The organism is Streptomyces sp. NC-S4 (genome assembly GCF_054353315.1).
In genome coordinates this window covers 1,331,839-1,356,632 of record NZ_CM135937.1, presented here as the reverse complement: position 1 = coordinate 1,356,632, position 24,794 = coordinate 1,331,839, and the positions used below count along the sequence as shown (strand labels likewise).

Here is a 24,794-nt window from a genome sequence, read left to right as displayed (position 1 = left end):
TCGAAAAACGCCCTATCACCGCTCTACACCGATCGGATCCAGCCGTTGTAGGGCCGTCGTAGACCCCCCGGACACACTCCTCGCAGGCAGAGCGGCAGGCTGAAAACCACCGGGAGGACGCGATGACCACCGCAGCGGACGGGACGGCGGGGCCGGCTGTACGGGTCCGTTTCCTGGGCGACTTCGAACTGACCGTCAACGGCGCCCCCGTCCAGCGCTGGCGGGCCGGCAAGGCCCGCGGCCTGTTCCAGTACCTCGTGGTCCACCGCGGCCAGATGCTCACCCGGGACCGGCTCTACGCCTCCCTGTGGCCCGGCGCCGACGCCACCGCGGGCAGCTCCCTCAAGGTCGCCGCCCACGCACTGCGCCGGGTGCTCGACGCCCACCCCGACCGGCCCGGGGACTCAGGGATCCGGCTGGTCTACCGGGACTTCGGCTACGTCCTGCACATCACCGGGCTCTGGTCCGACCTCGACCGCTTCCAGGAACTGGTGCACACCGGGCTGCGCGCCGCCGCGGCCGGCGACGCCCCGCTCGCCCGTACCCGGCTGCGGGCGGCGATCGGCCTCTACGGAGGCGAGTTCCTGCGCGGCGAGAGCGCCGACTGGGTCGTCGAGCAGCGCGAGTACCTCAGGGCGCTCGCGCTGCGGGCCCTGGGCGTGCTGCGCGCCGACGCCGAGGACCGCGAGGACTTCGTCGAGCTCATCGAGATCTGCAAGCGCACGCTGGAGATCGACCGCCACCACGAGGAGACCTACCGCGCGCTGATGGCCGCACACGGCCGGCGCGGCGAACTCGCCTGCGTCCGCCGCTGGTACGAGCTGTGCGCCCGCCGGATGCGCGAGGAACTGGCCGTGGCGCCCGGCCACGAGACCCAGCAGCTGCTGGGCACCCTGATCCCGGCCGCGGCCCGCGCCGCCGCCCCCGTGTCCGCCGTGACCGGCGCCCCGCCCGCCACGGTCCGCGCACTGCGGCCGGCGGCCCGCCGGGTGGCCGGGACCCCGGCCTGGACCCCGGACGCCCGTACGACCGCCCCGGCCCGCCCCGTGCGGCGGGCCAGGCCCGACAACCGGGCCGCGGCCGCCCTGGCCCGCGCGGCCGACCAGGCGACCGCGTGACACCGACCCAGCTGTTCAGCGAGCCCGTGATCCGTGACCGAGTGAGGACCCCACCGTGACCGTGCTGACCGTGCCGACCGAGCCACAGGACTCCAGACCCGCCGGGGCCGAGCCCGACACGGCCCCCCTGCCGCCCCGTTACACCGACCAGTGGATCGGCGGCGCCTGGGTCGCCTCCGACGCCGACGGCCGTCTGGTCGTCACCGACCCGGCCACCGAGCGCGCCCTGGCCACCGTGCCCGCGGGCACCGCCCGGGACGCCGACCTCGCCGCGCGCGCCGCCGCGGCCGCCTTCCCGCGCTGGGCCGCCACCCCGGTGCGCGAACGCACCGCCCTGCTGCGCCGGGTCGTCGAGGCCATGGAGGTGCGGGCCGACCGCTTCGCGGAGACCATCACCGCCGAGGTCGGGGCGCCCGCCCGGATGGCCCGCCAGACCCATGTCGGGCTCTCCCTCGGCATGGCGGCGCACTGCGTCGAGACCGCCGCCTCCTACGGCTTCGAGGAGCGCGTCGGCCATTCGCTCGTCGTGCGCGAGGCCGCCGGAGTGGCCGCCTGCATCACCCCGTGGAACACCCCGCTGCTGCTCACCGTGCAGAAGATCCTCCCCGCGCTCGCGGCCGGCTGCACGGTCGTGCACAAACCGAGCGAGATCACCCCGCTGCACGCCCGGCTGCTCGCCGAGGCGATCGCCGAGGCCGATCTGCCGCCCGGCGTCTTCAACATGGTCGTCGGAACCGGCGCCGCCGTCGGCACCGCCCTGGTCACCCACCCGCTGATCGACGTGGTCTCGCTGACCGGCTCCACCCGGGCCGGCCGCGAGGTCTCCGCGCTCGGCGCCGACACCCTCAAGCGCGTCCACCTCGAACTCGGCGGGAAGAACGCGAGCCTCGTCCTCGACGACGCCGACCTGGCCGCGTCCGTGGCCGCCACCGTCGACCAGATGCTCTTCAACACCGGCCAGACCTGCCTGCAGTGGAGCCGGCTGCTGGTACCGAGGGACCGCCAGGACGAGGCCGTACAGCTCGCCGGCGAGGCCATGGCCGGCTACGTGACCGGAGACCCGCGCGACCCGGCGACCGACCTCGGCCCCCTGGTGTCCGCCGCCGCGCACGCCCGCGTCACCGGCTACATCCGCCGCGGCGTCGACGAGGGCGCCGGCCGGCTGGTCCGCGGCGGCCCCGACCGGCCCGCCGGCCTGGACACCGGCTACTACGTCCAGCCGACGGTCTTCGCCGACGTGGACCCGCTGAGCACGATCGGCCAGGAGGAGATCTTCGGGCCGGTGCTCTCGGTCATCCCCTACGACGACGAGGACCAGGCGGTCCGGATCGTCAACGCAACCCGCTACGGGCTGCACGGCGCGGTCTGGTCCGGCGACGGCGCCCGCGCCGAACGGGTGGCCCGGCGCTTCCGCTCCGGCCTGGTCGACGTGAACGGCGGCCAGTTCAACCCGGCCGCCCCGTTCGGCGGCTTCAAGCAGTCCGGGATCGGGCGCGAATGCGGCGCCGCCGGGCTGGAGGCCTTCCTGGAGACCAAGTCGATGCAGCTCCCGCAGGGCACGGGAGGCCAGGTGGTCGGCCCGCGCCTGCGGGCCACCGCCGCAGCCCGTCCGGCGGACACCGAGAGGAACGACGGATGACCGACCGGCACGCCGAGTCCGCCGGGGCCACCGCCCCGGGCGTACCGGCCGACGACGCACCGCCCCGCGCGGCACGGGCCGAACCGGGCCCCGCCGGCCCGGCGGACGACGCACTCCCGCCGCTGTTCGCCCGCCTGGAGCGGTGGACCCGCGAACAGCCGAACGAGACCGCCGTCAAGGCCTTCGACGGCACCCTCACCTACGCGGCGCTCACCGCCCGCACCGCCCGGTACGCCACCGCGCTCGCCGGGGCCGGCGTCGGCCCGGAGACACCCGTCGGTCTGCTGCTCGGCCGGTCCCGGGAGAGCGTGCCCGCCCTGCTCGCCGTCTGGAGCCTCGGCGGGACCGCCGTCCCCCTGGACCCCGCACACCCCGTCGAGCGCCTCGGCCGGGTCCTGGGCGACGCGGGGGCCGCCGTCCTGGTCGCCCCCGAGGTCCCCACGGGCCTGGAGGCCGGCGGGACCACCCTGCTGGCCCCCGCGGACATCCGCCGCAGCGCCCCCGGCGCGCTCGCGGTGTCCGTACCCGCCCCCGACAGCTGCTCGTACCTCATCTACACCTCCGGAACCACCGGTCGCCCCAAGGGCGTCGAGGTCACCTACCGGGGCCTGGACACCTTCGTCGACGCCCTCGGCACCCTCGGCCTGCCGCCCGGCGGGCTCGGCCTCAACGCCGTCTCGCCCGCCTTCGACGGCTGGCTCTGGTGCACCCTGCTCTACCTGACGCACGGCCAGGGAGTCGCCCTGACCGACCTCTCCCTGGACGGCCTGCGCCAGGCCGCCGCCGAGGGCCGCGAACCGCTGCCCGCCGGCCTGCGCACCGTCTCCCTCACCCCGTCGCTGCTCGCCGCCCACGGCGCCGGGATCGACACCGCCGAGGTGGTCGTGGTCGCCGGAGAGGCCTGCCCGGCCGGCCTGGCCGAGCGGTTCGCCCGCGGCCGGCGGCTGCTCAACGTGTACGGGCCGACGGAGGTGACCATCGCCGCGACCTGGGCCGACAGCCGACGAGGGGACGACGTGACCACCATCGGACTACCGCTGCCCGGCTACCGCGCGTACGTCCTGGACGAGGAGCTCCGCCCGGTGCCCGCCGGCACCGAGGGCGAGCTCTACCTCGGCGGCCCCGCCGTCGCGCGCGGCTACCGGGGCCGTCCCGGACTCACCGCGAGCCGCTTCCTGCCCGATCCCTTCCAGGGCGGCGGCACCCGGATGTACCGCACCGGCGACCTGGTGATCCGGCGGCCCGGCGGCGAACTGGAGTACCGGGGCCGCCGCGACGACCAGGTGAAGATCCGCGGCCACCGCATCGAACTGGGCGAGGTGGAGCGGATCGCCGCCGAACTCCCCGAGGTCGTCGCCGCCGCCTGCTGCCCGCTCGCCTCGGGGCAGACCCTCGGCCTCGCCGTGGTCGCGGCCCCCGGCGCCGACCCCGCGGGCCTCGCCGAACTGGTCGTGGAACGCTGCCGCAAGCAGCTGCCCGCGGCCGCGGTGCCCAGCACCGTACGGGTACTCGAACGGATTCCGACCCTCAGCACCGGAAAGGCCGACCGCGAGGCGCTGGCCAAGGCCCTGGTGGCGCCGGAACGGACGGCCGACGCAACGGCGGTCGCCCCGGGCGCCGGCCCGACCACGAGCGAGCGCATCGTGATGGCCGTCTGGGCCGACGTGCTCGCCACCGAAGTCCCGGGTCCCGACGCGGACTTCTTCGAGCTGGGCGGCCACTCGCTGGCCGCCGCCCGCGCGGTGTCGGAACTGCGCCGGGTCACCGGACTGCGCGTCGGCCTCGGCGCGCTGCTGGCCGAACCGACGGCCCGGCACTTCGCCGCCGAACTCGACCGGCTCTCCGCCGAGCGGGAGGCGTCCGCCGCCGTCCCGGCCGACGACTCCGCCGAAGGGGCCTGAGCCATGGGCACCTGGATCTCCACCTGGACGACCGACCCCGCCGACCGGTCCCTGCCCGTGCTGCTGTGCCTGCCCCCCGCCGGAGCCGGCTGCCAGCAGTTCCGCTCCTGGCAGCCCGAACTGGCGGGTACCGCCCAGGTGTACGGAGTACAGCTGCCGGGCCGGGAGAACCGCTGGCGGGAGCCGATGCCGGACACCTTCGACGAGGCCGTCCTGGCCATCGCCGCGGAACTGCGGGACCTCGTGGCCGACGGCCGGCCGCTGATCGTCTTCGGCCACAGCTTCGGCGGCCTCCTCGGCTACGAGGTCTCCCGCCGGGTCGCCCCGCGGGCCCTGGTGGTCAGCGGCTGCCGGGCCCCCGGCCACTGGGACGGCGCCGGCCGCGGCATCGTCGACGACGGCGAGGAGCTGGACAAGCTCTTCGACACGGCCGGCCTAGATCCCGAACTGCTCGACGAGGACACCCGCGCCCTGATGGTCGCCATGCTCCGCAAGGACGCCCAGCTGTCCCTGAGCTACGTCCACGAGCCGGGCGTCCGCCTCGGCGTGCCCGTCCACGCCTGGGGGGCCGACGGCGACGAGACCGTCAGCTCCGCCGACCTGGACGGCTGGGCCGCGGTCACCACCGCCGCCTTCACCCGGCACACCACCACGGGCGGCCACCACGCCGTACTGCGCCGCCCGCGGCCCGTACTGGACCACCTGACCGCCCTGTTGCGGGCTGCCGCCGCCGATCGGCCGGCCCCCGCCCCGACCACGACCGGCGCCTGAGCGCCCGGCCGTCCACACCCGCCCGAGTCCGGAGGACACCGTGCCCACCACCCACCAGGTCCTCGTGAACCACGAGGGGCAGTACGCGCTGTACCCCGCAACCCGCGAGACCCCCGACGGCTGGACGCCGGCCGGGTTCGACGGCACCGAGGACGAATGCGCCGGTTTCGTGGACGCCCACTGGCCCGACACCCGCCCGCTCGGCCTGCGAGGAGCCTGAGATGCAGATCGACCTGCTCGACCCGGGCCCCTTCGGCCGCAACGACTTCTGGCCCGCCTTCACCTGGCTGCGCGCCAACTCGCCCGTCCACTGGCACCCCGAGCCCGGCAGCGCGGACGGGGGCTTCTGGGTGCTGAGCCGCCACCGCGACATCATGAAGGTCTACGCCGACAGCGACACCTTCAGCTCGGCGCGCGGGATGCGCCTCGGCAGTGACCCGGCGGCCGTCGCCGCCGTCGCCCAGCGCATGCTCATCGTCTCCGACGTCCCCCACCACACCCGGCTCAAACGGGCCCTCCACCAGGCCTTCGGACCGCAGCAGATGCCGCGCCTCGAGGCCATGGTCGAGAAGGTGGTCGGCGAGCTGGTGACCGAGGCCGCCGAGACCGACGAACTGGACTTCATCGACCTCGCCAAGCAGCTGCCCAACCGGGTCGTCTGCGCCATGATGGGCATCCCGCGCGCCGACTGGGCCTGGATCGGGGCCCTGACCACCGACGCCTTCGACTCCCCGGACGACGAGGTGCGCACCAACGCGCACTCGGAGATCTTCCTCTACTTCATCGAGCTGCTCGCCGAACGCCGGGCCCGCCCCGGCGACGACCTGGTCAGCCAGATCGCCCACGACACGCTCGTGGACGAGGGCGACGGCGTCGAACGGCCGCTCAGCGACCACGAGATCGTCTTCAACCTCAACGGGGTCCTCTCCGGGGCCAACGAGACCACCCGCTACTCGGCGGCCGGCGCGGTCCACATGTTCGCCGAACACCCCGACCAGTGGCGGCTGCTGCGCGGCCTCGGCCCCGCCGGCATCGCCCCGGCCGTCGAGGAGATCCTGCGCTGGACCACCCCCGGGGTGCACGCCCTGCGCACCGCCGTCCGCGACACCGAGATCAACGGGATCCCGGTGGCCGAGGGCGCCCGGGTGACGCTGTGGAACGTCTCCGCCAACCGCGACGAGGACGTCTTCGCCGACCCGCACGCCTTCCGGGTCGACCGCCGCCCCAACCGGCACGTCGCCTTCGGGCACGGCCGCCACCTGTGCCTCGGTGCCCGGCTCGCCCGTTTCGAACTCGGAGCCCTGCTCACCGAGATGCTCGGCGTGCTCGACGGCTTCGAACTGGCCGGCCCCGTCACCTTCAACTCCTCCAACTTCACCTGGGGGATCAACAGTCTCCCCGTGCGGCTGCTGCGCAGCCGAGCCTTCGCGAAGTAAGAAAGGGCCCGCACTGTGACCACCGCACTCGTCGACTTCAACCGTTCGGACGCCGCGTTCCCGGCCACCGGGTATCCGCAGCTGCTCGCCGAACAGGCCGCCCGCACCCCCCGGGCCACCGCCCTCGCGCAGGGCGACCGCAGCTGGACCTACGCCGAACTGGAGGCCGCCACCAACCGGCTGGCGCACGCCCTGATCGCCCGCGGAGCCGCCGAGGGCGCCCGGATCGGCCTCTGCTACCCCCGTAGCGCCGAATACGTCATCGGCTCCCTCGCCATCCTCAAGACGGGCGCCGCGATCGTCGCCCTCGACCCGGTCAACCCCGACGACCGGCTCGCGGCGATGATCGCCGACGCCGCCCCGCTGCTCGTCCTCACCCCGGCCGACCTCGGCCGCCGGATACCCGAGGACGTCCCCCGGGCCGAGGTCGCCACGGCCGGACAGGACCTGCCGGACACCGCGCCCGCCGCCGTGACCGGACCCGACACCGTCAGCCACCTCATCTACACCTCCGGCTCCACCGGCACCCCCAAGGCCGTCCTGGAACGGCACGGGGCGCTCACCAACCTCGTGCACTGGACCACCCGCGCCTACGGGGTCCGGCCCGGCGACCGCGCCTCCTGGATGTCCACCCCCGGCTTCGCCGTCCAGATCATGGAGTGGCTCGCCTACCTGCCCGCCGGCGCGGCGATCCACATCCCCGAGGCCGGGCAGGCGCAGACCCCCGAGCAGATCCGAGACTGGCTCGTCGGCGAGGGCATCACCCACACCATGCTCGTGGCCGCCCTGGCCGAGCCCGCCTGGGGCCTGGACTGGCCCGCGGACACCGCGCTGCGGATCCTGGTGACCACCGCCGAGCGCGTCCACAGCTGGCCGCCCGTCGACACCCCGTTCCGGGTCGTGATGACCTACGGCACCACCGAGACCACCAACGTCCTGTCCTGCCTCGACCTCGGGGCCGGGGTCGACTTCACCAGCCAGGCCACCTCCGACGAGGTCCGCGCCACCCGCCAGGTCCCGGTCGGCGTGCCCATCGCCAACCTCCGCGTGCACCTCCTGGACGAGGACGGCAGCCCGGTGCCCGAGGGCGAGGTCGGCCGCCTGCACGTCTCCGGCGCCGGGGTCGCGGCCGGCTACCACGGCCGCCCCGAGCTCACCGCCGCCAAGTTCCACCCCAACTTCCTCCCCGACGACCCGCACCCGGTGCTCTACGACACCGGCGACCTCGCCCGCCGCCGCGAGGACGGCGCCGTCGAACTCCTCGGCCGGTCCGACTCCCAGGTGAAGATCCGCGGCTTCCGCGTGGAGCTCGGCGAGGTCGAGACGCACATCGCCCGCCTCGACGGCATCGCCGAGGCCGTCGTCGTCACCCAGGAGCGCGGCCCCGGCGACAAGCGGCTCATCGCCTACGTGTCCCCGGCTAGTGCGGCCGCACCGGACCCGGCCGCGGTGCGCGCCGATGTCGCCCGGACCCTGCCCTACTACATGGTCCCCGCCACCGTCGTCGTGCTGCCCTCGCTCCCGCGTCTGCCCAACGGCAAGGTCGACCGGCGCAGCCTGCCCGAGCCCCCGGAGGGCCGCGACGCGGTCGGCGCCGGCTACGAGGCCCCGCGCAACGAGGTCGAGGACGGCCTGAGCAGGCTGTGGGCCGACGCCTTCCGCACCGACGCCGTCGGCATCCACGACAACTTCTTCGAGCTGGGCGGCCACTCGCTGCTCGCCTTCCAGCTCATCGACGAGATCCGCCGCCGCTACGGCGTCGAGCTCAGCCTCTCCGACCTCTCCACCTGCCCCACCGTCGCCGAGCTCGCCACCCTCGTCACCACCGGACGCACCGGCGGCCGCGGCTCCTTCGGCGGACTCCCCGCGATCGTCCCCGACCCCGCCGCACGCTTCGAGCCCTTCCCGCTCACCGAGAGCCAGCAGGCCCTGTGGATCGGCCGCGGCGGACTCGTGGAACTGGGCAACGTCGGCTGCCACGGCTACTTCGAGTGGGAGAGCGAGCAGCTCGACGTACCGCGCTTCGAGGGCGCCTGGCGCCGGCTCGTCGAACGCCACGACGCCCTGCGCACCCGGGTCCTGCCCGACGGCACCCAGCAGGTCCTCGAGGAGATCCCGGCCTACGAGATCCCCGTCACCGACCTCGGCGGACTCGACGAGGAGTCCCGGCGGGCCGAGCTGGCCGCGCTGCGCGAGCGGCTGTCCCACCAGGTCCTCGACGGCGACGCCTGGCCGCTGTTCGACGTACGAGTCAGCCTGCTCGGCGGGGGCCGCGCCCGGATCCACCTCTGCCTGGACTTCCTCGTCGCCGACGCCTGGAGCTACTTCCAGGTCCTCATCCCCGACCTGGTCACCTACTACGTGGAACCCGGCGCGGAGCTCGCCCCGCTGGAGCTGACCTTCCGCGACTACGTCCTCGCCGTCGGGAACTCGCTGCGCGACAGTGAGCTCTACCGCCGCTCAGAGTGGTACTGGCGCGACCGTCTCGCCACCCTCCCGCCCGCCCCCGAACTGCCCGCTCGCCCGGCCGACGCCCCCGAGCTGCCGGTCCGCTTCGAGCGCCGCAGCCACGTCGTCTCCCCGGAGCGGTGGAGCCGGATCCAGGAGCGCGCCCACGCCCGCGAGGTGACCCCCTCCGGGGTGCTGGCCGCCGCCTACGCCGAGATCCTCGGCAGGGCCGCCGGACAGGCCCGGTTCACCATCAACTTCCCGTTGTTCAACCGCCTTCCGCTGCACCCGCAGGTCAACTCGCTGCTCGCGGACACCACGACCACCCTGCTGCTGGCCGTCGAGCAGACGGAGAGCACCTTCGCCGGACGGGCCCAGGCCGTCCAGCGCCGGCTCTGGGCGGACCTGGAGCACCGCTACTTCAGCGGGGTACAGGTGCTGCGCGAGCTGACCAAGCTGCGCGGCTCGCTCGCCCCTGCCATGCCCGTGGTGATGACCAGCCTGGCCGGCCACCCGCCGCAGTACGAGGAGACCGAGCTGGGCGCCCCGGTCTACGGCATCTCCCAGACCCCGCAGGTCTCCCTCGACTTCCAGGTCTTCGAGAAGCCCGACGGCCTCACCTTCAACTGGGACTTCCTGCCCGCCGTCTACCCGGACGGCCTGATCGACTCGATGTTCGAGGAGTTCACCTCCCTGCTCGACGCCCTCGCCGAGGACGAGGTCTGGGAGCGCCACTCCCCGCCGCCCGGCGAGGAGGACGCTGCCGCCGGCAAGGCCGAGGAGCGCGACACCGGCGACGCCTGGGAGCGGTACTGGGCCGGGATCCGGCGCACCGGCCGCGGCGGCGACGTCATCTGGGACGCCGACAGCGGCGAGGAGTTCCACTGGCTGCTGGAGCAGGCGCGGCGCCACTTCCGCAGCGACCTGCCGGTCATCGACCTGGGCTGCGGCAACGGCCGCTACAGCCGCGAACTCGCCCCGTACTACGCTTCGGTCACCGGCGTCGACGTGTCGGCCAGCGCCATCGAGCACGCCAAGCGCGAGGCCGAGGGCGTGCCGAACGTCGACTACCTGGCGATCGACATGACCGACGCCGAGCAGGCCGCCGTACTGGGGGAGGGGCCGTACAACATCTTCGTCCGCGGCGTCTTCCACGTCCTGGACAGCGAGGCCCGGGCCCGGCTCGCCGCCGTCGCCGGCCGGCTGCTGGGAGACGAGGGCACGCTGATCGTGCACGAGCCCGACTACTCCAGCAACTCCTTCGGCTACCTCGGCTTCGTCGGCGGCAAGCGGGGCCGGGCCGAGGACCTGGTCGGCCCGCTGGAGGCGGCCGGTGTCCGGCACTCGCACCGCTTCACCCGGCCCGAAATGGCTGAGGCGTTCGGCGCGGACGGGTGGGAGGTCGTCGACGACGAGGCGATAGAACTGCACGCGATCGACCCCAGGTCGGACTCCGACGCCCTGCGGCTGCCCGGCTACTACGCGGTGCTGCGCCGCAGGCGCTGACGTCCGCACGCTCCGGTCCGGCTCTGCGCCGGGCGGCCACCGGCCGCCCGGCGCAGGGCCTCGGCGTCGTTGGGAGCCGGTGGGGCCGGACCACGCAAGGAGAAGACGCGGCCACGGCCGCTCGGCTGAAAGACTGGACACGTGGAACGACGTACGACCGACCGGCTGCTCAGGGCGCGCGCACAGGCGATCGGGGGCGAGGTCCGGGAGGAATCGGTCGCCGCCGTCCTCGACCGGGTGCTGGCCGTGCAGGCGCAGGACCTGCCCGCGGCGGAGCTCGGGCTCCGGGTGCGGGCCGGCGGGCTGACCCGGGAGGCGGTGCGCCGGGCCACCGACACCGAACGCAGCGCCGTCCGCGGCTGGTTCATGCGCGGCACCCTCCAGCTGGTGCCGGCCGCCGACGCCCGCTGGCTGCTGGCCCTCTTCGGGCCGGTCTACCTGGCGCTCGCCGCCCGGCGGCTGCGCGAGCTGGGCCTGGACGAGTCCCTGTGCACGCGCTCGGAACGCCTCATCGCCGAAGCGATCGACGGTGAGGGGCCGTTGACCCGCGCCCAGCTCACCGACCGGCTCACCACGCTCGGGGTGGAGCCGAAGGGACAGTCCGCCTTCCACTTGATCCGCCGGGCGGCCCTGGCCGGCCGCATCTGCCACGGACCGCAGCGGGACGGCGAGGCCACCTTCGTCCTCCTCGACGACTGGCTGCCCGCCACCGGCTCCCTGCCCTTCGCCGGGGCCGCCGCCGAACGCGAACTCGCGCGCCGCTACCGCGTGGCGTACGGACCCTCCGACGCGCTGGACTTCGTCCACTGGTCGGGTCTCAAGGCCACCACCGGCAAGAACGCGTGGGCCGCCGTACGGGAGACCGGGCCCGAGCCGGCGCCCGCCCCCGGGGAACCCGACGTACGGCTGCTGCCGGCCTATGACAACTACCTCGTCGGCTACCGCAGCCGGGACCTGTCCGTGCCCGCCGCGCACGAACGCCGGGTGTGGCCCGGCGGCGGGCAGATCCGCGCCACCGTGCTGGTCGACGGCCTGGCCGTCGGCACCTGGTCGGGCGGCCGCCGCGGGGCGCCGGTGACGGTCGAACCCTTCCCCGGAGCCGAGCCGCCCACCCCCGCCGTGGCCGCCGGAATCGCCCGCGAGAGCGCCGACATCGCACGGTTCTCCAGCTGAACCCATCGCATGTCTACAAGCGTTCTATAGTCCCGGAATTCATAACCGGGGTCTAACCCGTGGTCCATAGCGTCAGTGCCGTCCGACAATTCCGTACCCAATCAGAAAAGGGCGTCGACATGGCACTCGGTCGGCATTCCGATTTCAATCGCCTGTGGTTCGGGCAGACCGTCAGCAACTTCGGCGACAAGATCTCCCTCCTGGCGCTACCGACCCTCGCGGTCGTGGTGCTGGACGGCGGAGCCCTGGAGGTCGGCGTGCTCGGCGCGCTGCGCTTCCTCCCCTTCCTGCTGCTCGCCCCGATCGCCGGGCTGGTGGCCGACCGGGTGTCGAGGCGCACCGTCATGATCGTCGCCGACCTGGGCCGCTTCCTGGCCCTGGCCACGATTCCGCTGGCGTTCGCGCTCGACTCCGTCAGCATGACCCACCTCTTCATCGTGGCCGGCATCACCGGCTGCCTCACCACCTTCTTCGAGGTCTCCTACCAGTCCTGGCTGCCCCAGCTCATCGGCACCGAGAACCTCATCGAAGGCAATACCAAACTCCAGATCAGCCGCAGCGTCGCCGAAGCGGTCGGCGCGGGCGCCGGTGGCGCACTCATCCAGCTGCTCGGCGCCGCACGCGCCATCACCGCCGACGCGTTCACCTTCCTCATCTCGCTCGTCGCCCTGCTGGTGATCCGCCACCGGGACGTGCGCGAGCGGACCGAGGAGCGCAAGGCCTCCGCGAAGGCGGAGATGAAGGAGGGCATGCGGACCCTCTTCGGCAACCCGGTCCTGCGCGGCCTGTTCACGGCCAACGTCGTCGTCAACCTCGGCGCCGCGATGGGTGACGCCATCCTGATCGTCTACGCCTACAAGGTGCTGGACCTCAGCCCCGGCCAGGTCGGCGCCGCCTTCGCCGTCATGTCGGTCTTCGTCATCGTCGGCGCGGTGCTCTCCGAGGTCGTCTCCAAGAGCCTCTCGGTGGGCCGCCTGCTGGTCATCACCGCGGTCGTGCTCGGCGCCGGCTACATCCTGGTCCCGACCGGCGGCGCGATCGGCGGCTTCGTCGGACTGATCGTGGTCCAGGCCATCATCGGCTTCGTCTCCCCGATGTTCGACATCCACGTCCTCAGCCTCGTGCAGGGCGTCACCCCGAACGAGCAGATGGGCCGCGTCAGCGGCACCGCGCTCTCCGCGGTGTACGGCGCCCTGTCGCTGGGCTACTTCGCCGGCGGCGCGCTCGGCGAGGCCATCGGCCTGACCGGCGGCCTCGCGGTGGCCGGTGCCGTCACCATCGTCGGCGGCCTGACGCTGCTCGGCGGGCCGGTCGCCAAGATCAAGGAAATGCCCGGCGGAGACGACGCCGCCGAGGAGGGATCTCCGGCGGCGGACGAGAGCAGGATCACCGCCTGACGGTCCGTCCCGGCCCCACGGGAGCGGGTGCCCGCCCAGCGGCACCCGCTCCCGACACCCGCACCCACGCCCGCACGGGCACACCCGCACCTCGCGCCCGCAGGCCCGCGCCCGCACGCCCGTACACCCGCGCCGCACGCCCGCGCCGCACGCCCGCGGCGCTCCCTGCCGTACTCCCTCTCCCGAAGACGCACGGAGGCTCAAGGTGAGCGAGTCCCTCGCCGAACGCATAGCCGCACTGCCGAAGTCCCGCCGGGCCCTGTTCCAGGCCCTGACCGGCCGAGGAGGCGGGCGCGCCGCCGTACGCGAGGACCCCGAGCCGGCCCCCCGCGACCCCGCCGAAGCGCCCGTGCTCTCCTTCGCGCAGCGCCGGCTCTGGTTCATCGACCAGCTGCAGCCCGGCAGCCCCGCCTACAACGTGCCGGTCGCCACCCGCATCCGCGGCCCGCTCGACGTCCCCGCCCTGCACGCGGCGCTCCAGGACATCGTGGACCGCCACGAGGTGCTGCGCACCGTCTACACGTACCAGGAGGGCGCCACCGAGGCGGTGCCCCGCGTGATCGACGGCTACCGGCTGCCCCTGCCGCTGACCGAACTGCCCGACGAGGCGGCGGCCCGGCCGTTCTACGACGCCGACGCGGGCGCCCCCTTCGACCTGGCCGGCGCCGTCCCGCTGCGGGCCCGGCTCGGCCGGATCGGCGCCGAGGACCACGTCCTCGTCCTCAACCTGCACCACATCGTCACCGACGGCTGGTCCATGCGCGTCCTCTACACCGAACTGGAGCGCGCCTACGCCGCCCGCACCGGGGCGTCCGCCGAGGCGGCGGCCCCGCTCGCCCTCCAGTACGCCGACTTCGCCACCTGGCAGCGCCGCCGCGTCAGCGGGGACCGGCTGGAGGGCCTCACCTCCTTCTGGCGGGAGGAGCTGGGCGGCGCCACGCCCGTGGACCTGCCCACCGACCGGCCCAGACCGCCCGTCTTCGGCCACGCCGGCGCCTCCCGCTACATCGACCTCCCGCCCCGGCTCATCGCCCGGCTGCGGGAGTTCGGCAAGTCCGAGGGCGCCACCCTCTACATGACGATGCTGGCCGGCTTCGCCGCCACCCTGCGCCGCTGGACCGGCCAGGAGGACATCGTCATCGGCACCTCCGTGTCCGGCCGCGACCACCCGGCCTTCGGCGAGCTCATCGGCTTCTTCGTCAACACCCTGCCGCTGCGCATCAGAACCGGCGGAGACCCCGGCTTCGCCGAACTGGTCCGCGCCACCCGCCACACCACCCTCCAGGCGTACGCGCACCAGGAACTGCCCTTCGATCTGATCGTCGACGCGCTCGGGCTGCCCCGCGACCCCAGCCGGCCGCCGCTCACCTCCGTGATGTTCCTCCTCGACGAGACCCCGGACACCGCCCCGGGCCTCGCGGGGGTCGCCACCGAGCCCATCGACTTCTCCTCGCACGCCACCAAGTACGACCTGATGATCAGCGTCCACGACACCGGCACCGCCGTCCGCGCCCTCGTGGAGTACCCCACCGCCCTGTTCGACGCCGCGACCGTGGACCGGCTCCTCGGCCACTTCCTCACCACCCTCGAAGGGGCGCTCGACCGCCCCGGCGCCCCGCTGTCCGCCCTGCCGCTGCTCACCGACGCCGAGCGCCGGGCCGCCCTGGACGACTGGAACGCCACCCGCGCCCCCTTCCCCCAGGACGCCTGCCTGCACCACCTCTTCGAGCAGCACGCCGACCGGCGGCCCGACGCGCCCGCCGTGGTCCTGGGCGGACTCGGTGGCTGGAGCATCACCTACCGGGAGCTGGAGGAGCGCGCCAACCGGCTCGCGCACCGGCTCGTCGAAGCCGGCGCGGGCCCCGACCGGACCGTGGCCCTGTGCCTGCGCCGCGGCCCCGGACTGGTCACCGCGATCCTCGCCGTCCTCAAGGCCGGCGGGGCCTACGTCCCCCTCGACCCGGACTACCCGGCCGAGCGCCTGGCCCTGCTGCTGCGGGACTCCGCGCCGCCCATCGTCGTCTCCGACGCGGAGCTCATCGGCCGGCTGCCCGTTCCCGCCGGCACCGCGCAGGTGCTCCTGGACACCGACCGGGCCGCGCTCGCCGAGCTGCCCGCGACCCGCCCGGCCGTCCCCGTCACCTCCCGGGACCTGGCCTACGTCATCTTCACCTCCGGCTCCACCGGCACCCCCAAGGGGATCGCCCTGGAGCACCGCGGCGTCGTCAACAACCTCCTCGACCTCAACCGCTCGTACGGCATCGGCCCCGGTGACTCGGTCCTCGCCCTGTCCTCGCCCAGCTTCGACATGAGCGTCTACGAGACCCTCGGCATCCTGGCCGCGGGCGGCACGCTCGTCCTGCCCGACCCGGCCGCCGCCAAGGACCCGGCGCACTGGGCCGACCTCGTCGAGCGGCACGGCGTCACCGTCTGGAACTCCGCCCCCGCCCTCCTCGGCCTCCTGGCCGACCAGCTCGAACACGCCGGCGGGCCCCGGCTGCCGAAGCTGCGCACCGCGTTCCTCGGCGGCGACTGGATCCCCGTCACCCAGCCCGACCGGATCCGCGCCTTCGCGCCCGGGCTGTCCTTCGTCGCGCTCGGCGGGGCCACCGAGGCCTCCATCCACTCGGTGGAGTTCCCCGTCGGCCGGGTCGATCCGCAGTGGACGAAGCTCCCGTACGGGCGGCCCATGGCCAACCAACTCACCTACATCCTCGACCCGCACGACCGCCTCGTCCCCGTCGGTGTCCCCGGCGAACTCCACCTGGGAGGCGTCGGACTGGCCCGCGGCTACCTGAACCGGCCCGAGCTCACCGAGGAGAAGTTCGTCCGCGTCGAGCTGGAGCCGGGCCGCACCGAACGCCTCTACCGCACCGGCGACCTTGCCCGCTACGGCGCCGACGGCACCATCGAACTCCTCGGCCGCACCGACTTCCGGATCAAGCTCAACGGGCTCCGCATCGAGCCCGGCGAGGTCGAGAGCGCCCTGCGCGAGCGCCCCGGCGTCCGCGAGGCCGTCGTGGCCGCCCGCCGCACCGCCGGCTCCGACCGGCTCGTCGGCTACGTCGTGCCCGAGGAGGGCGCCGACCTCGACACCGCCGCCCTGCGCACCGCCCTCGCCGCCGTCCTGCCCCCGCACTGCGTCCCCGCCGAACTGGCCGTGCTGGAGCGGCTGCCGCTGAGCCCCAACGGCAAGGTCGACCGGGGCGCCCTGCCCGACCCGCGCCCCGCCGCCCCCGCACCGGACCGGCCCGCCACCGCACCCGCGGACGCGGACCCGGTCGCCCTGCGGATCGCCGCCGTCTGGGCCGAGGTGCTCGGGATAGCGGACGTCGCCCCCGGCGACGACTTCTTCGCCCTCGGCGGGGACTCCTTCGCCGCCGTGCGCGCCGTCCGTGCCGTCGCCACCGCCCTGCCGGACGGCGCGGCCGCCGACCTGCGCGTCGTCGACCTCTTCAGCAACCCGACGCCCGCCGGACTCGCCGCCCGGACCGCCGAACTCGGCGCGGCCGGAACCCGGGCGCACGGCCTGCTGCACCGGCTCACCCCCGAACGCCCCGCCGGCACCACCACACTGACCCTCGTCTGCTTCCCGCACGGCGGCGGCGACGCCATCGCCTACCAGCCCCTCGCCGCCCAGCTCCCGCCGCACATCGAGCTCCTGGCCGTGTCCCCGCCCGGACACGACCCGCTGCGCCCCGGCCCGATGCTGCCGGTCCCCGAGTTCGCGGAGATCGCCGCCCGGGAGATCGTCCGCACCGTGCGCGGACCGTACGCGGTCTACGGCCACTGCGCCGGAGTCGTCACCGCACTGGAGACCACCCACGTACTGGAACGGATGGGGCAGCGCCCGATCGCCCTGGACCTCGCCGCGGCCCTCCCCGAGGAGGACCCCGAGTACGCCCTGGAGATGGAACGGGTCTCTGGCGACGACGACCTCGTCGCCTACCTGACCACCATGGACGGCTTCGACGGCGTCCTCGACGACAGCGACCTCACCGCGGTCCTGCGGATGGTCCGCCACGACATGACCGAGGCCGCCCGCTTCTTCGCCCGCACCCCGGGCGGCTACGACCGGCCCCTGGACACCCCGCTCACCTGCATCATCGGCGACGCCGACGACGCCACCGAGGGCTACGAGAACGGCTACCGCGCCTGGGGCCGGTACGCCGCCGACGTACGCCTCGCCGTGATCCCCGGGGGCCGCCACTACTTCGCCAAGCACCTGCCCGACCGGCTCGCCGCTCTCCTCGCCGACCTGCACCGCAACGGAGGAACCCATGTCTGATCTCGCCGAACGGCTCGGCCGTCTGCCCCAGGGACAGCGCTCCCGGCTGCTGGGGCGGATGCGCAACCAGATGACGGCCGGCGTGGGCCGCCGCATCGAACTGGGGCGCGCCGACCACGGACCGCGCTCGCGCTCCTCCTTCCAGCAGGAGCAGATGTGGTTCGTCGACAAGCTCGGCGCCGGCAAGGCCCGCAACAACATAGCCCTGGCCATAGGCCTGGGCGGCCCCCTCGACCGGGCCGCCCTGCACGAGGCGCTGAACGCCGTCGTCGCCCGCCACCAGGTGCTGCACAGCAAACTCGTCGAGATCGACGGAGTCCCCTGGCAGGAGCCCGTTCCTTCCTTCGTGCTCGGCGTCCAGAGCACCGACCTGTCCGGCAGCGAGGACGCGGACCGCGAACTCGCCGAGCTCACCGCGAGCTGCGCCGCCGCCCCCTTCGACCTGGCCGCCGGCCCGCCCGTCCGCGCCCACCTCGTACGGCTCGCCGCCGAGCGCCACGTCCTGCTCTGGGTCGTCCACCACATCGCCTGGGACCCGGGCTCGACCCGGATCTTCACCGAGGAACTGACCGCCGGATACGCGGCGGCCGCCGCGGGCAAGCGCCCCGAAGCATCCCGGCTCGCCGTCGAGTACGCCGACTTCGCGGCCTGGCAGCGCGCCAAGCTGGAGAAGGACGAGCACGGCCGGGCACTCGCGACCAAGTGGCGCCAGATCCTGGCCGGCGCCGTCGCCACCGAGGTCCTGCCCGACCACCCGCGCGGCCCCGAGACCCGCGGCGACGGCCGCGGTCTGAAACTGACCCTGGACCAGAAGCTGCTGGACCGCCTCACCGAGCTCGCCGACGACGGCAACACCACCGTCTTCACCACCCTGCTCGCCGCCTTCAACGCGCTGCTGCGGCACTGGACCCGCACCGAGGACGTCGTCGTCGGCACCGCCAGCGCCTCCCGGCCGCACCCCGACCTGGAGCAGGTCATCGGCTGCTTCGTCCAGATGATCACCCTGCGGACCGAGGTCACCGACCAGCTCACCTTCCGCGAGCTGGTCACCCGCACCGCGTCCTCCGTCATGGACTCCTTCACCAACAGCGAGCTGCCCTTCGAGCAGGTCGTCGAAGCCGTCCGCCCGGTGCGCGACCCGCTGCGCCACCCGCTCTTCCAGATCGAGTTCACCTCGCTGGGCCGCTGGGGCACCCACCGGGCACGGGCCGCCGACGTCGAGTTCACCATGGACCAACTGCACGACGGTGCGGCGAAGTTCGACATGAGCTTCCTGGTCGGCGAGAACGACGGCCTGGAACTCTCCCTCGAGTACAACACCTCCCTCTACCGGCACGGCACGGCGAGCGCCCTGCTCGCCGCCTTCCGCCAGGTCCTGGAGCAGGTCGCCGAGAACCCCGACCTCCAGGTGGGCGACATCAGCCTGGTCGAGGAGCCGGCCGCCTCCCGGCACGCCCGCGAACTCTCCCGCGGCGGCCCCGTCGACGAGGCCGCCTGGACCACCACCCTGGACCGCGCGTTCCGCGAGCGGGCCACCATCCACCCCGACGCCGTCGCCGTCCGCCACGGCTCCACCCGGCTCGACTACGCGGCCCTCGACCGCTGGTCCGAGGCCATCGCCCACCGGCTGCGCGACCGCGGCGTCCGCCACGGCGACCCCGTCGCCGTGTGCGTGTCCCGCGGCCCGGCCGCCGTCGCCGGAGTCCTCGGCGTCCTCAAGGCGGGCGCCCACTACATCCCGGTCGACCCGGCCGCCCCGGCCGAGCGGACCCGTACGGTCCTCGCCGATGCCAAGGTCAGGCACGCCCTCGTCGACGAGTCCGCGCAACTGCCCGTACCGCTGGAGCTGGTGACCACCGGAACGGCGGCCCCGGTCCGGGAGGTCCCCTCCCTCGCGCCGACCGCCACCCCCGGCGACCTGGCCTACGTGCTCTACACCTCGGGCAGCAGCGGAACCCCCAAGGGGGTCATGATCGAGCACCGCTCGGTCACCCACTTCTCCCGCACCATCGCCCAGGCCTACGAGATCCGGGCCGAGGACCGCGTCCTGCAGTTCGCCCCGCTCACCTTCGACGTCTCCGTCTTCGAGATCTTCACCACCCTGCTCGCGGGCGGCTCGCTCGTCATCGCCACCGACGACGAGCGCCGCGACCCGGCGCTGCTCCGGACCCGGATGCGCGAGGACGCGGTCACCGTCGCGGAACTCCCGCCCGCCCTGCTGCCGTTGCTCGACCAGGCCGACCTGCCCGACCTGCGACTGGTCTCGGTGGGCGGCGAGGCCTTCCCCGGCCGGCTCGTCGCCGAATGGACCGCGGGGGAGCGCCGGTTCGTCAACGGCTACGGCCCCACCGAGGCGACCGTCGCCGTCACGCTCATGGACTGCACCGGCAGCTACGACCGCAACCCGCCGATCGGCCGCCCCATGCCCGGCCACCAGGCCTTCGTCCTCGACGAGCGGCTGCGCCCGGTCCCGCCCGGCGTACCCGGCGAACTGTGCGTCGCCGGCCCCGGCGTCGCCCGCGGCTACCTGGGCCGCCCCGACCTCACCGCCGACCGCTTCGCCGACAACCCCTACGCGGACGGCCCCGAGACGGCCCGCCTCTACCGCACCGGCGACCTGGTCCGCTGGCTGCCCGGCGGCAACCTGGACTTCCTCGGCCGCACCGACCGCCAGCTAAAGGTCCGCGGCCACCGCATCGAGCCCGGCGAGGTCGAGGCCGTACTCACCGGACACCCCTCCGTGCAGCAGGCCGTCGTGGTGGCCCAGCCCGCCGCGGGCGGCGAGCGCATGCTGGCCGCCTACGTCACCGTCGAACAGGTGGGCTCGTACGCCTCCGAGGTCGCCGACGCCGAAGGCCTGCGCGCCTACGCGGCCGGCCGGCTGCCCGGCTACATGGTGCCGGTCGTCGTCGTCCTGGACGAACTGCCCCTCACCCCGCACGGCAAGGTCGACACCGCTGCCCTGCCCCAGCCCACCGAGCAGTCGGGAGAGGGCGGCACCGCCCCGCGCGACGCCATCGAGGAGCAGATCTGCCGGGACATCCTCACCCCGCTGCTCGAATGGCAGAACCCGGACGTGGAGGGCGACTTCTTCGCCCTGGGCGGCAGCTCGCTGCAGGCCACGATCGTGGTCTCCCGGGTCCGCGCCCTCTTCGGCATCGACATCGCCCTCGCCGACTTCTTCGGCCGCCCGACCGTCTCCGGCCTCGCCGAACTGGTCCGCACCGCCAAGGCCGAGGCCGCCGGCGAACAGGACCGGCTCCTCGCGGTCTTCGAGCAGATCGAGAACATGAGCGACGAGGAGGCCGCCGCCCTCCTCGGCTCCCTCCAGCAGCCGGACGGTTCCTGATGGCCGACCCGGCCGGACTCGAAGGAGCGCTCGCCGCGCTCCCCGAGGCGAAACGCGAACTCGCCCGCCTGATGCTGGCCGCCCGCCGGCCCGTCCCCGCCCACCCGGTCCCGCGCTCCGGCGCGGGGCCGGTCCCGCCCACCGCGCTCCAGTCCCGGCTGTGGCGCCGCGAACGCACCCACCCGGCCGTCGCCACCGGCTCGCACGCCCTGCGGCTGACCGGACCGCTCGATCCGCAGCGGCTCGTGGCGGCCCTCACCGGGGTGCTGCGCCGCCACGAGGCGCTGCGCACCCGGCTCACCGTCTCCACCACCGGCCAGCCGCGTCTGCACGTGGACGAGGAACCGGTACTGCGGCTCACCCGGGCCGACCTCTCGGGCTTCACCCCGCAGGCCGCCGCCGAACGCGCCGCCCTGCAGAGCACCGAGAGCGCCTCCACCGTCCTCGACCTGGAGAGCGGCCGCACCAGCGCCTTCCGGCTGCTGCGGCTCGCCCCCGACGAGCACGTCCTGATCCTCGCCTCCCACCTCGCGGTCTTCGACGGCTGGTCCTCCGGGGTCTTCCTCGCGGACCTGGCCGCCGGCTACCGCGAGGGCCCCGAGGGCCTCGGCCCGCCCGAGCTCCAGTTCCCCGACTACGCAGACTGGCAGCACCGGTGGCTCGCCGGACCCGACGGATCGGCCGAACTGGCCCGCCGCCGGGCGGTGTTCGCCGCCGATCCGCCCGCACCCCGGGCGCCCGGCGGATTCGATCGCGGCCACCTGCCCGTACGGCTCGCCCGCGGGCCGGTCGACGCCGGGCTGGAGCTGGGCGCGGCCGAGGGAGCCACCCCGTTCATGACCCTGCTCGCCGCGCTGGCCGTCGTACTGGCCCGCCGGGAGGGCCGTACCTCCGTGGTGATCGGCACCCCGGCGGCCGGCCGCTTCGCCGGACCGCTCGAAGGCGCCGTCGGGCAGTTCACCACCGTCGTACCGATCCGGCTCGACCTCGCGGGCGGCCCCGCCTTCCGGGAGCTGCTGCACCGCACCCGGGCCGCGGTGGCCGAGGCGCTCGCCCACCAACGGCTGCCCGTGGACGTCCTGTTCGGCGACGGCGCACCCCCGCCGTACAACGTCCTGTTCGCCCTCCACAACTACCCGTCGGTCCCGCTGGACCTGCCGGGCATCGAGGTCGGCCAGCTGCCCGGCCCGCCCGCCCGGCACCTGGAGCTCTACAGCCCCGATCCGGCCGCCGCGCTCGCCTGCATCGGCCTCGTGGAACGGGACGGCGAGATCGGCGGCACCGCCGAGTACAACCGCCACGCGGCCACGCCCGAGGACGTGCGAGGGCTGCTCACCGGAATCGAGGACGTGCTGGACCGGGCCGTAGCCGCGCCCGCATCCCCACTCACCACCTAGGGAGTTGCCCGTGCTCACCACCGAGTTCTACCGTGCGCCCGCGGACTGCGGGCTCGTACGGAGCGGAGCCGGCGTGCCCCGCACCCCCATGCGGGCCCTGCGCGAGGACATTCACGACATCCTGGTCTCGGCCCCCGTGGCCGAGGCCCGGCGCACCCGCGACCCCCGGCCCCTGCACCGGGCCCTGGGCGAGCATGGCCTCCTCGCCCCCCAGTGGCCCGAGGAGTACGGCGGCCGCGGCATCAGCCAGGTCGCGGCCGCCGTACTGGTCGAGGAACTGGCCATGCACGACGTCCCCGACCTGCTGCACACCCTCACCGTGCAGATCGTCGGATCCACCCTGCTCAACGTCGCGAGCCCGGCGATGAAGGCCCGGCACCTGCCCGGCTTCGCGGCCGGCACGGCCTTCGGCTGCGTGCTGTTCAGCGAACCCCAGGCCGGCTCCGACCTCAACATCCTCTCCACCCGGGCCGTTTCCGACGGCAAGGGCGGCTACAAGCTGTACGGCACCAAGGTCCACTCGCTCTTCGCCCGGCTCGCCGACTACGGCCTGTGCCTGGCCCGCGGCGAGGACGACGCCTTCAGCCTGTTCCTCGTCCCGCTGGCCCAGCCCGGGGTCACCATCCGGCAGATCCCGGGCATGGGCGATGACGCCTTCCACGAGGTCACCCTCGACGGCGTCGCCGTGACCGCCGACGACGTGGTCGGCGAGACCGGCCAGGGCTGGGCGATCGTCGTCAAGACCCTCGCCTTCGAGCGCACCGGCCTGGACTACTACGTCAAGGCGCTGCGCTGGTACCGGGCCGCGGTGGAACGGCTGGAGGTCCACACCGACCGGCTGGAGGCCGGCCAGCACGACCAGATCGGCCTGGCCAAGCTCAACGCCCGGCTGCTCGCGGCGGGCACACTGGTCCGCCGCGTCCTGACCCGCCTGGACCGCGGCGAACTCAACGAGGACGAAGCCGCCGCCGCCAAGTGGTACACCACCGAGCTCGCCGCAGAGGTGGCCTGGTGGGCCGCGGAACTCGACGGCGACACGAGCATGACCCTCGACGACCCCGAGGTCGACGGGGTGGCACACCCACTCGACGCGGCGTTGCGCGAAGCCCCGGGAATGCGGATATCGGGCGGCACCGCCGAAATGATGCTGGAGACGCTGGCCCGGCTGCGTCTCGACTCAGGGGCGGAGGTACGGCCGTGACGACACGGGCGGCAGGCGGGAACGGCACGGGCGGCCAGGGGCCGGCGACGGCATCCGAGCGCTGGCGGGTACGGGAGGACGAGGACTCGCTCTTCCGGCAGCTCCGGCTCACCGTGCGCCAGGGCCTGGAGGTCGACGGGGACACCCCCGCCGGCGCCTGGGAGGCCCTGACCCAGGTCGGCGCGTGGGAGTTCGCCCTGCCCATCGGCCACGACGGCCTCGACCTCGGCCAGGCCGTCATCGCCATGGTGTGCGAGGAGGCGGGCAACGCGATGCAGCCCGTCCCGCTGACCGACACCGTCCTCGCCCTGGACCTGGTCTCCGGCCTCGGCCCGCTGGCACCCGAAGCCGCCGTGAGCCTCCTGGACCGGGTACGTACCGGGGAACTGGAGATCGCCGTGCCGGGCCGGCTGCCCGATCCGCGCGGCACCGTACCTCCGGGCATCACCTGGAAGCCCGACGCGGACACCGGCGCCGTCGTCCTCACCGGATCCGGTGGCCCCTTCGCCGCAGGCGTCGGCCCGGGCGCCCTGCTGGTCCTGGCCGACGGTCCCGACGGCCCGTGCGTGGCCCTCGTACCCCTGCCCACCGAGGGCGTCCGGGTCCGCCCGCTGCGCGACCACGGCGGGGGTGCCGTCGCCGGTGCCGTCTTCGACGAGGTACGGCTGCCCCCCGGGGCGGTGCTGCTGAGCGGCCTCGCCGCCGAACAGGCCCTCGCCCGCGTGGGTCTGCGCGCGGCCGTCCACCAGGCCTCGCTGCTCGCCGGGATCACGGCGTCCGCCCTGACCGCGGTCGTCACCCGGATCCGCGGCCGGCAGCAGTTCGGCCAGGCACTGGTCAAGCACCAGGGCCCCCGGCTGCGCGTGGCCGGCCTGCTGGCCCGCCTCGATGCGGTGCGCTGGGCCGTGGGCGACGCGGCCCGCGACCTCGACGAGGACCGGCTCACCGCGGGGGAGGCCGCCGGCCTGATCGCCCTCACGGCGGAGACCACGCTCGACGTGACCCGCGACGCGGTCCATCTGCACGGCGCCTCGGGCCTGGTCCGCGACGGCCTGGTGGCGGGCTGCTACCGGCGCGCGGCCTGGGAAGCCATGCGCTGCGGGCGCCCCGCCCACCTCTGGGACATCGCGGCGCACACGCCCTGACCGGCGCACACGAGGAAGGGGCCCC

General features: G+C 74.3%; 14 protein-coding genes. All 14 read left to right on the top strand.

The annotated features are described in order from the left end of the window. The first annotated feature begins 122 nt into the window (after window positions 1–122). The 14 genes from ACXNSR_RS05640 to ACXNSR_RS05575 all read left to right on the top strand — a co-directional run bounded on the left by ACXNSR_RS05640 (window position 123) and on the right by ACXNSR_RS05575 (window position 24,769). A complete protein-coding gene (locus ACXNSR_RS05640; protein ID WP_458641039.1) occupies window positions 123–1,118 on the top strand; it encodes an AfsR/SARP family transcriptional regulator in 996 nt (331 codons plus the stop codon). A 127-nt stretch (window positions 1,119–1,245) separates the two neighbouring features. Continuing rightward, window positions 1,246–2,757, top strand: a complete 1,512-nt coding sequence (locus ACXNSR_RS05635; protein ID WP_458643575.1) for an aldehyde dehydrogenase family protein — start codon at window positions 1,246–1,248, stop codon at window positions 2,755–2,757. Next, entirely contained in the window at window positions 2,754–4,658 is a 1,905-nt protein-coding gene (locus ACXNSR_RS05630; RefSeq protein ID WP_458641038.1) for a non-ribosomal peptide synthetase, read from the top strand. Before ACXNSR_RS05635 ends, ACXNSR_RS05630 begins: the two co-directional genes overlap by 4 nt. A 3-nt stretch (window positions 4,659–4,661) precedes the next feature. Further along, complete coding sequence (locus ACXNSR_RS05625; RefSeq protein WP_458641037.1) at window positions 4,662–5,429, top strand: thioesterase II family protein; 768 nt, start codon at window positions 4,662–4,664, stop codon at window positions 5,427–5,429. Next, entirely contained in the window at window positions 5,380–5,649 is a 270-nt protein-coding gene (locus ACXNSR_RS05620; protein WP_458643574.1) for an MbtH family protein, read from the top strand. Before ACXNSR_RS05625 ends, ACXNSR_RS05620 begins: the two co-directional genes overlap by 50 nt. Window position 5,650: 1 nt before the next feature. Next, window positions 5,651–6,865: a cytochrome P450 gene (locus ACXNSR_RS05615; protein WP_458641036.1), complete on the top strand. Its 1,215-nt coding sequence runs from the start codon at window positions 5,651–5,653 to the stop codon at window positions 6,863–6,865. 15 nt (window positions 6,866–6,880) lie between these two features. Beyond that, window positions 6,881–10,819: an amino acid adenylation domain-containing protein gene (locus ACXNSR_RS05610; protein WP_458641035.1), complete on the top strand. Its 3,939-nt coding sequence runs from the start codon at window positions 6,881–6,883 to the stop codon at window positions 10,817–10,819. Window positions 10,820–10,960: 141 nt separating this feature from the next. Continuing rightward, a complete protein-coding gene (locus ACXNSR_RS05605; protein ID WP_458641034.1) occupies window positions 10,961–11,992 on the top strand; it encodes a winged helix DNA-binding domain-containing protein in 1,032 nt (343 codons plus the stop codon). Window positions 11,993–12,111: 119 nt separating this feature from the next. Continuing rightward, window positions 12,112–13,389, top strand: coding sequence for an MFS transporter (locus ACXNSR_RS05600; RefSeq protein ID WP_458641033.1), 1,278 nt, complete (start codon window positions 12,112–12,114; stop codon window positions 13,387–13,389). Between the two features lie 205 nt (window positions 13,390–13,594). Next, the gene (locus tag ACXNSR_RS05595) at window positions 13,595–17,677 is read left to right on the top strand and encodes a non-ribosomal peptide synthetase (protein ID WP_458641032.1); all 4,083 of its coding nucleotides are present in this window, start codon (window positions 13,595–13,597) and stop codon (window positions 17,675–17,677) included. Next, the gene (locus ACXNSR_RS05590) at window positions 17,670–21,026 is read left to right on the top strand and encodes a non-ribosomal peptide synthetase (RefSeq protein ID WP_458641031.1); all 3,357 of its coding nucleotides are present in this window, start codon (window positions 17,670–17,672) and stop codon (window positions 21,024–21,026) included. Before ACXNSR_RS05595 ends, ACXNSR_RS05590 begins: the two co-directional genes overlap by 8 nt. Next, complete coding sequence (locus ACXNSR_RS05585; RefSeq protein WP_458641030.1) at window positions 21,026–22,423, top strand: condensation domain-containing protein; 1,398 nt, start codon at window positions 21,026–21,028, stop codon at window positions 22,421–22,423. The genes ACXNSR_RS05590 and ACXNSR_RS05585 overlap by 1 nt, the downstream gene beginning before the upstream one ends. A gap of 10 nt (window positions 22,424–22,433) precedes the next feature. Continuing rightward, a complete protein-coding gene (locus tag ACXNSR_RS05580; protein ID WP_458641029.1) occupies window positions 22,434–23,624 on the top strand; it encodes an acyl-CoA dehydrogenase family protein in 1,191 nt (396 codons plus the stop codon). Continuing rightward, window positions 23,621–24,769, top strand: a complete 1,149-nt coding sequence (locus tag ACXNSR_RS05575; protein WP_458641028.1) for an acyl-CoA dehydrogenase family protein — start codon at window positions 23,621–23,623, stop codon at window positions 24,767–24,769. The genes ACXNSR_RS05580 and ACXNSR_RS05575 overlap by 4 nt, the downstream gene beginning before the upstream one ends. The last annotated feature ends 25 nt before the right edge of the window (window positions 24,770–24,794 follow it).

Bases quoted from the DNA above. Each gene is read 5' to 3' on its own strand.
- ACXNSR_RS05600 (WP_458641033.1), top strand. From the start codon at position 12,112: ATGGCACTCGGTCGGCATTCCGATTTCAATCGCCTGTGGTTCGGGCAG.
- ACXNSR_RS05625 (WP_458641037.1), top strand. From the start codon at position 4,662: ATGGGCACCTGGATCTCCACCTGGACGACCGACCCCGCCGACCGGTCC.
- ACXNSR_RS05630 (WP_458641038.1), top strand. From the start codon at position 2,754: ATGACCGACCGGCACGCCGAGTCCGCCGGGGCCACCGCCCCGGGCGTA.
- ACXNSR_RS05615 (WP_458641036.1), top strand. From the start codon at position 5,651: ATGCAGATCGACCTGCTCGACCCGGGCCCCTTCGGCCGCAACGACTTC.
- ACXNSR_RS05585 (WP_458641030.1), top strand. From the start codon at position 21,026: ATGGCCGACCCGGCCGGACTCGAAGGAGCGCTCGCCGCGCTCCCCGAG.
- ACXNSR_RS05590 (WP_458641031.1), top strand. From the start codon at position 17,670: ATGTCTGATCTCGCCGAACGGCTCGGCCGTCTGCCCCAGGGACAGCGC.
- ACXNSR_RS05640 (WP_458641039.1), top strand. From the start codon at position 123: ATGACCACCGCAGCGGACGGGACGGCGGGGCCGGCTGTACGGGTCCGT.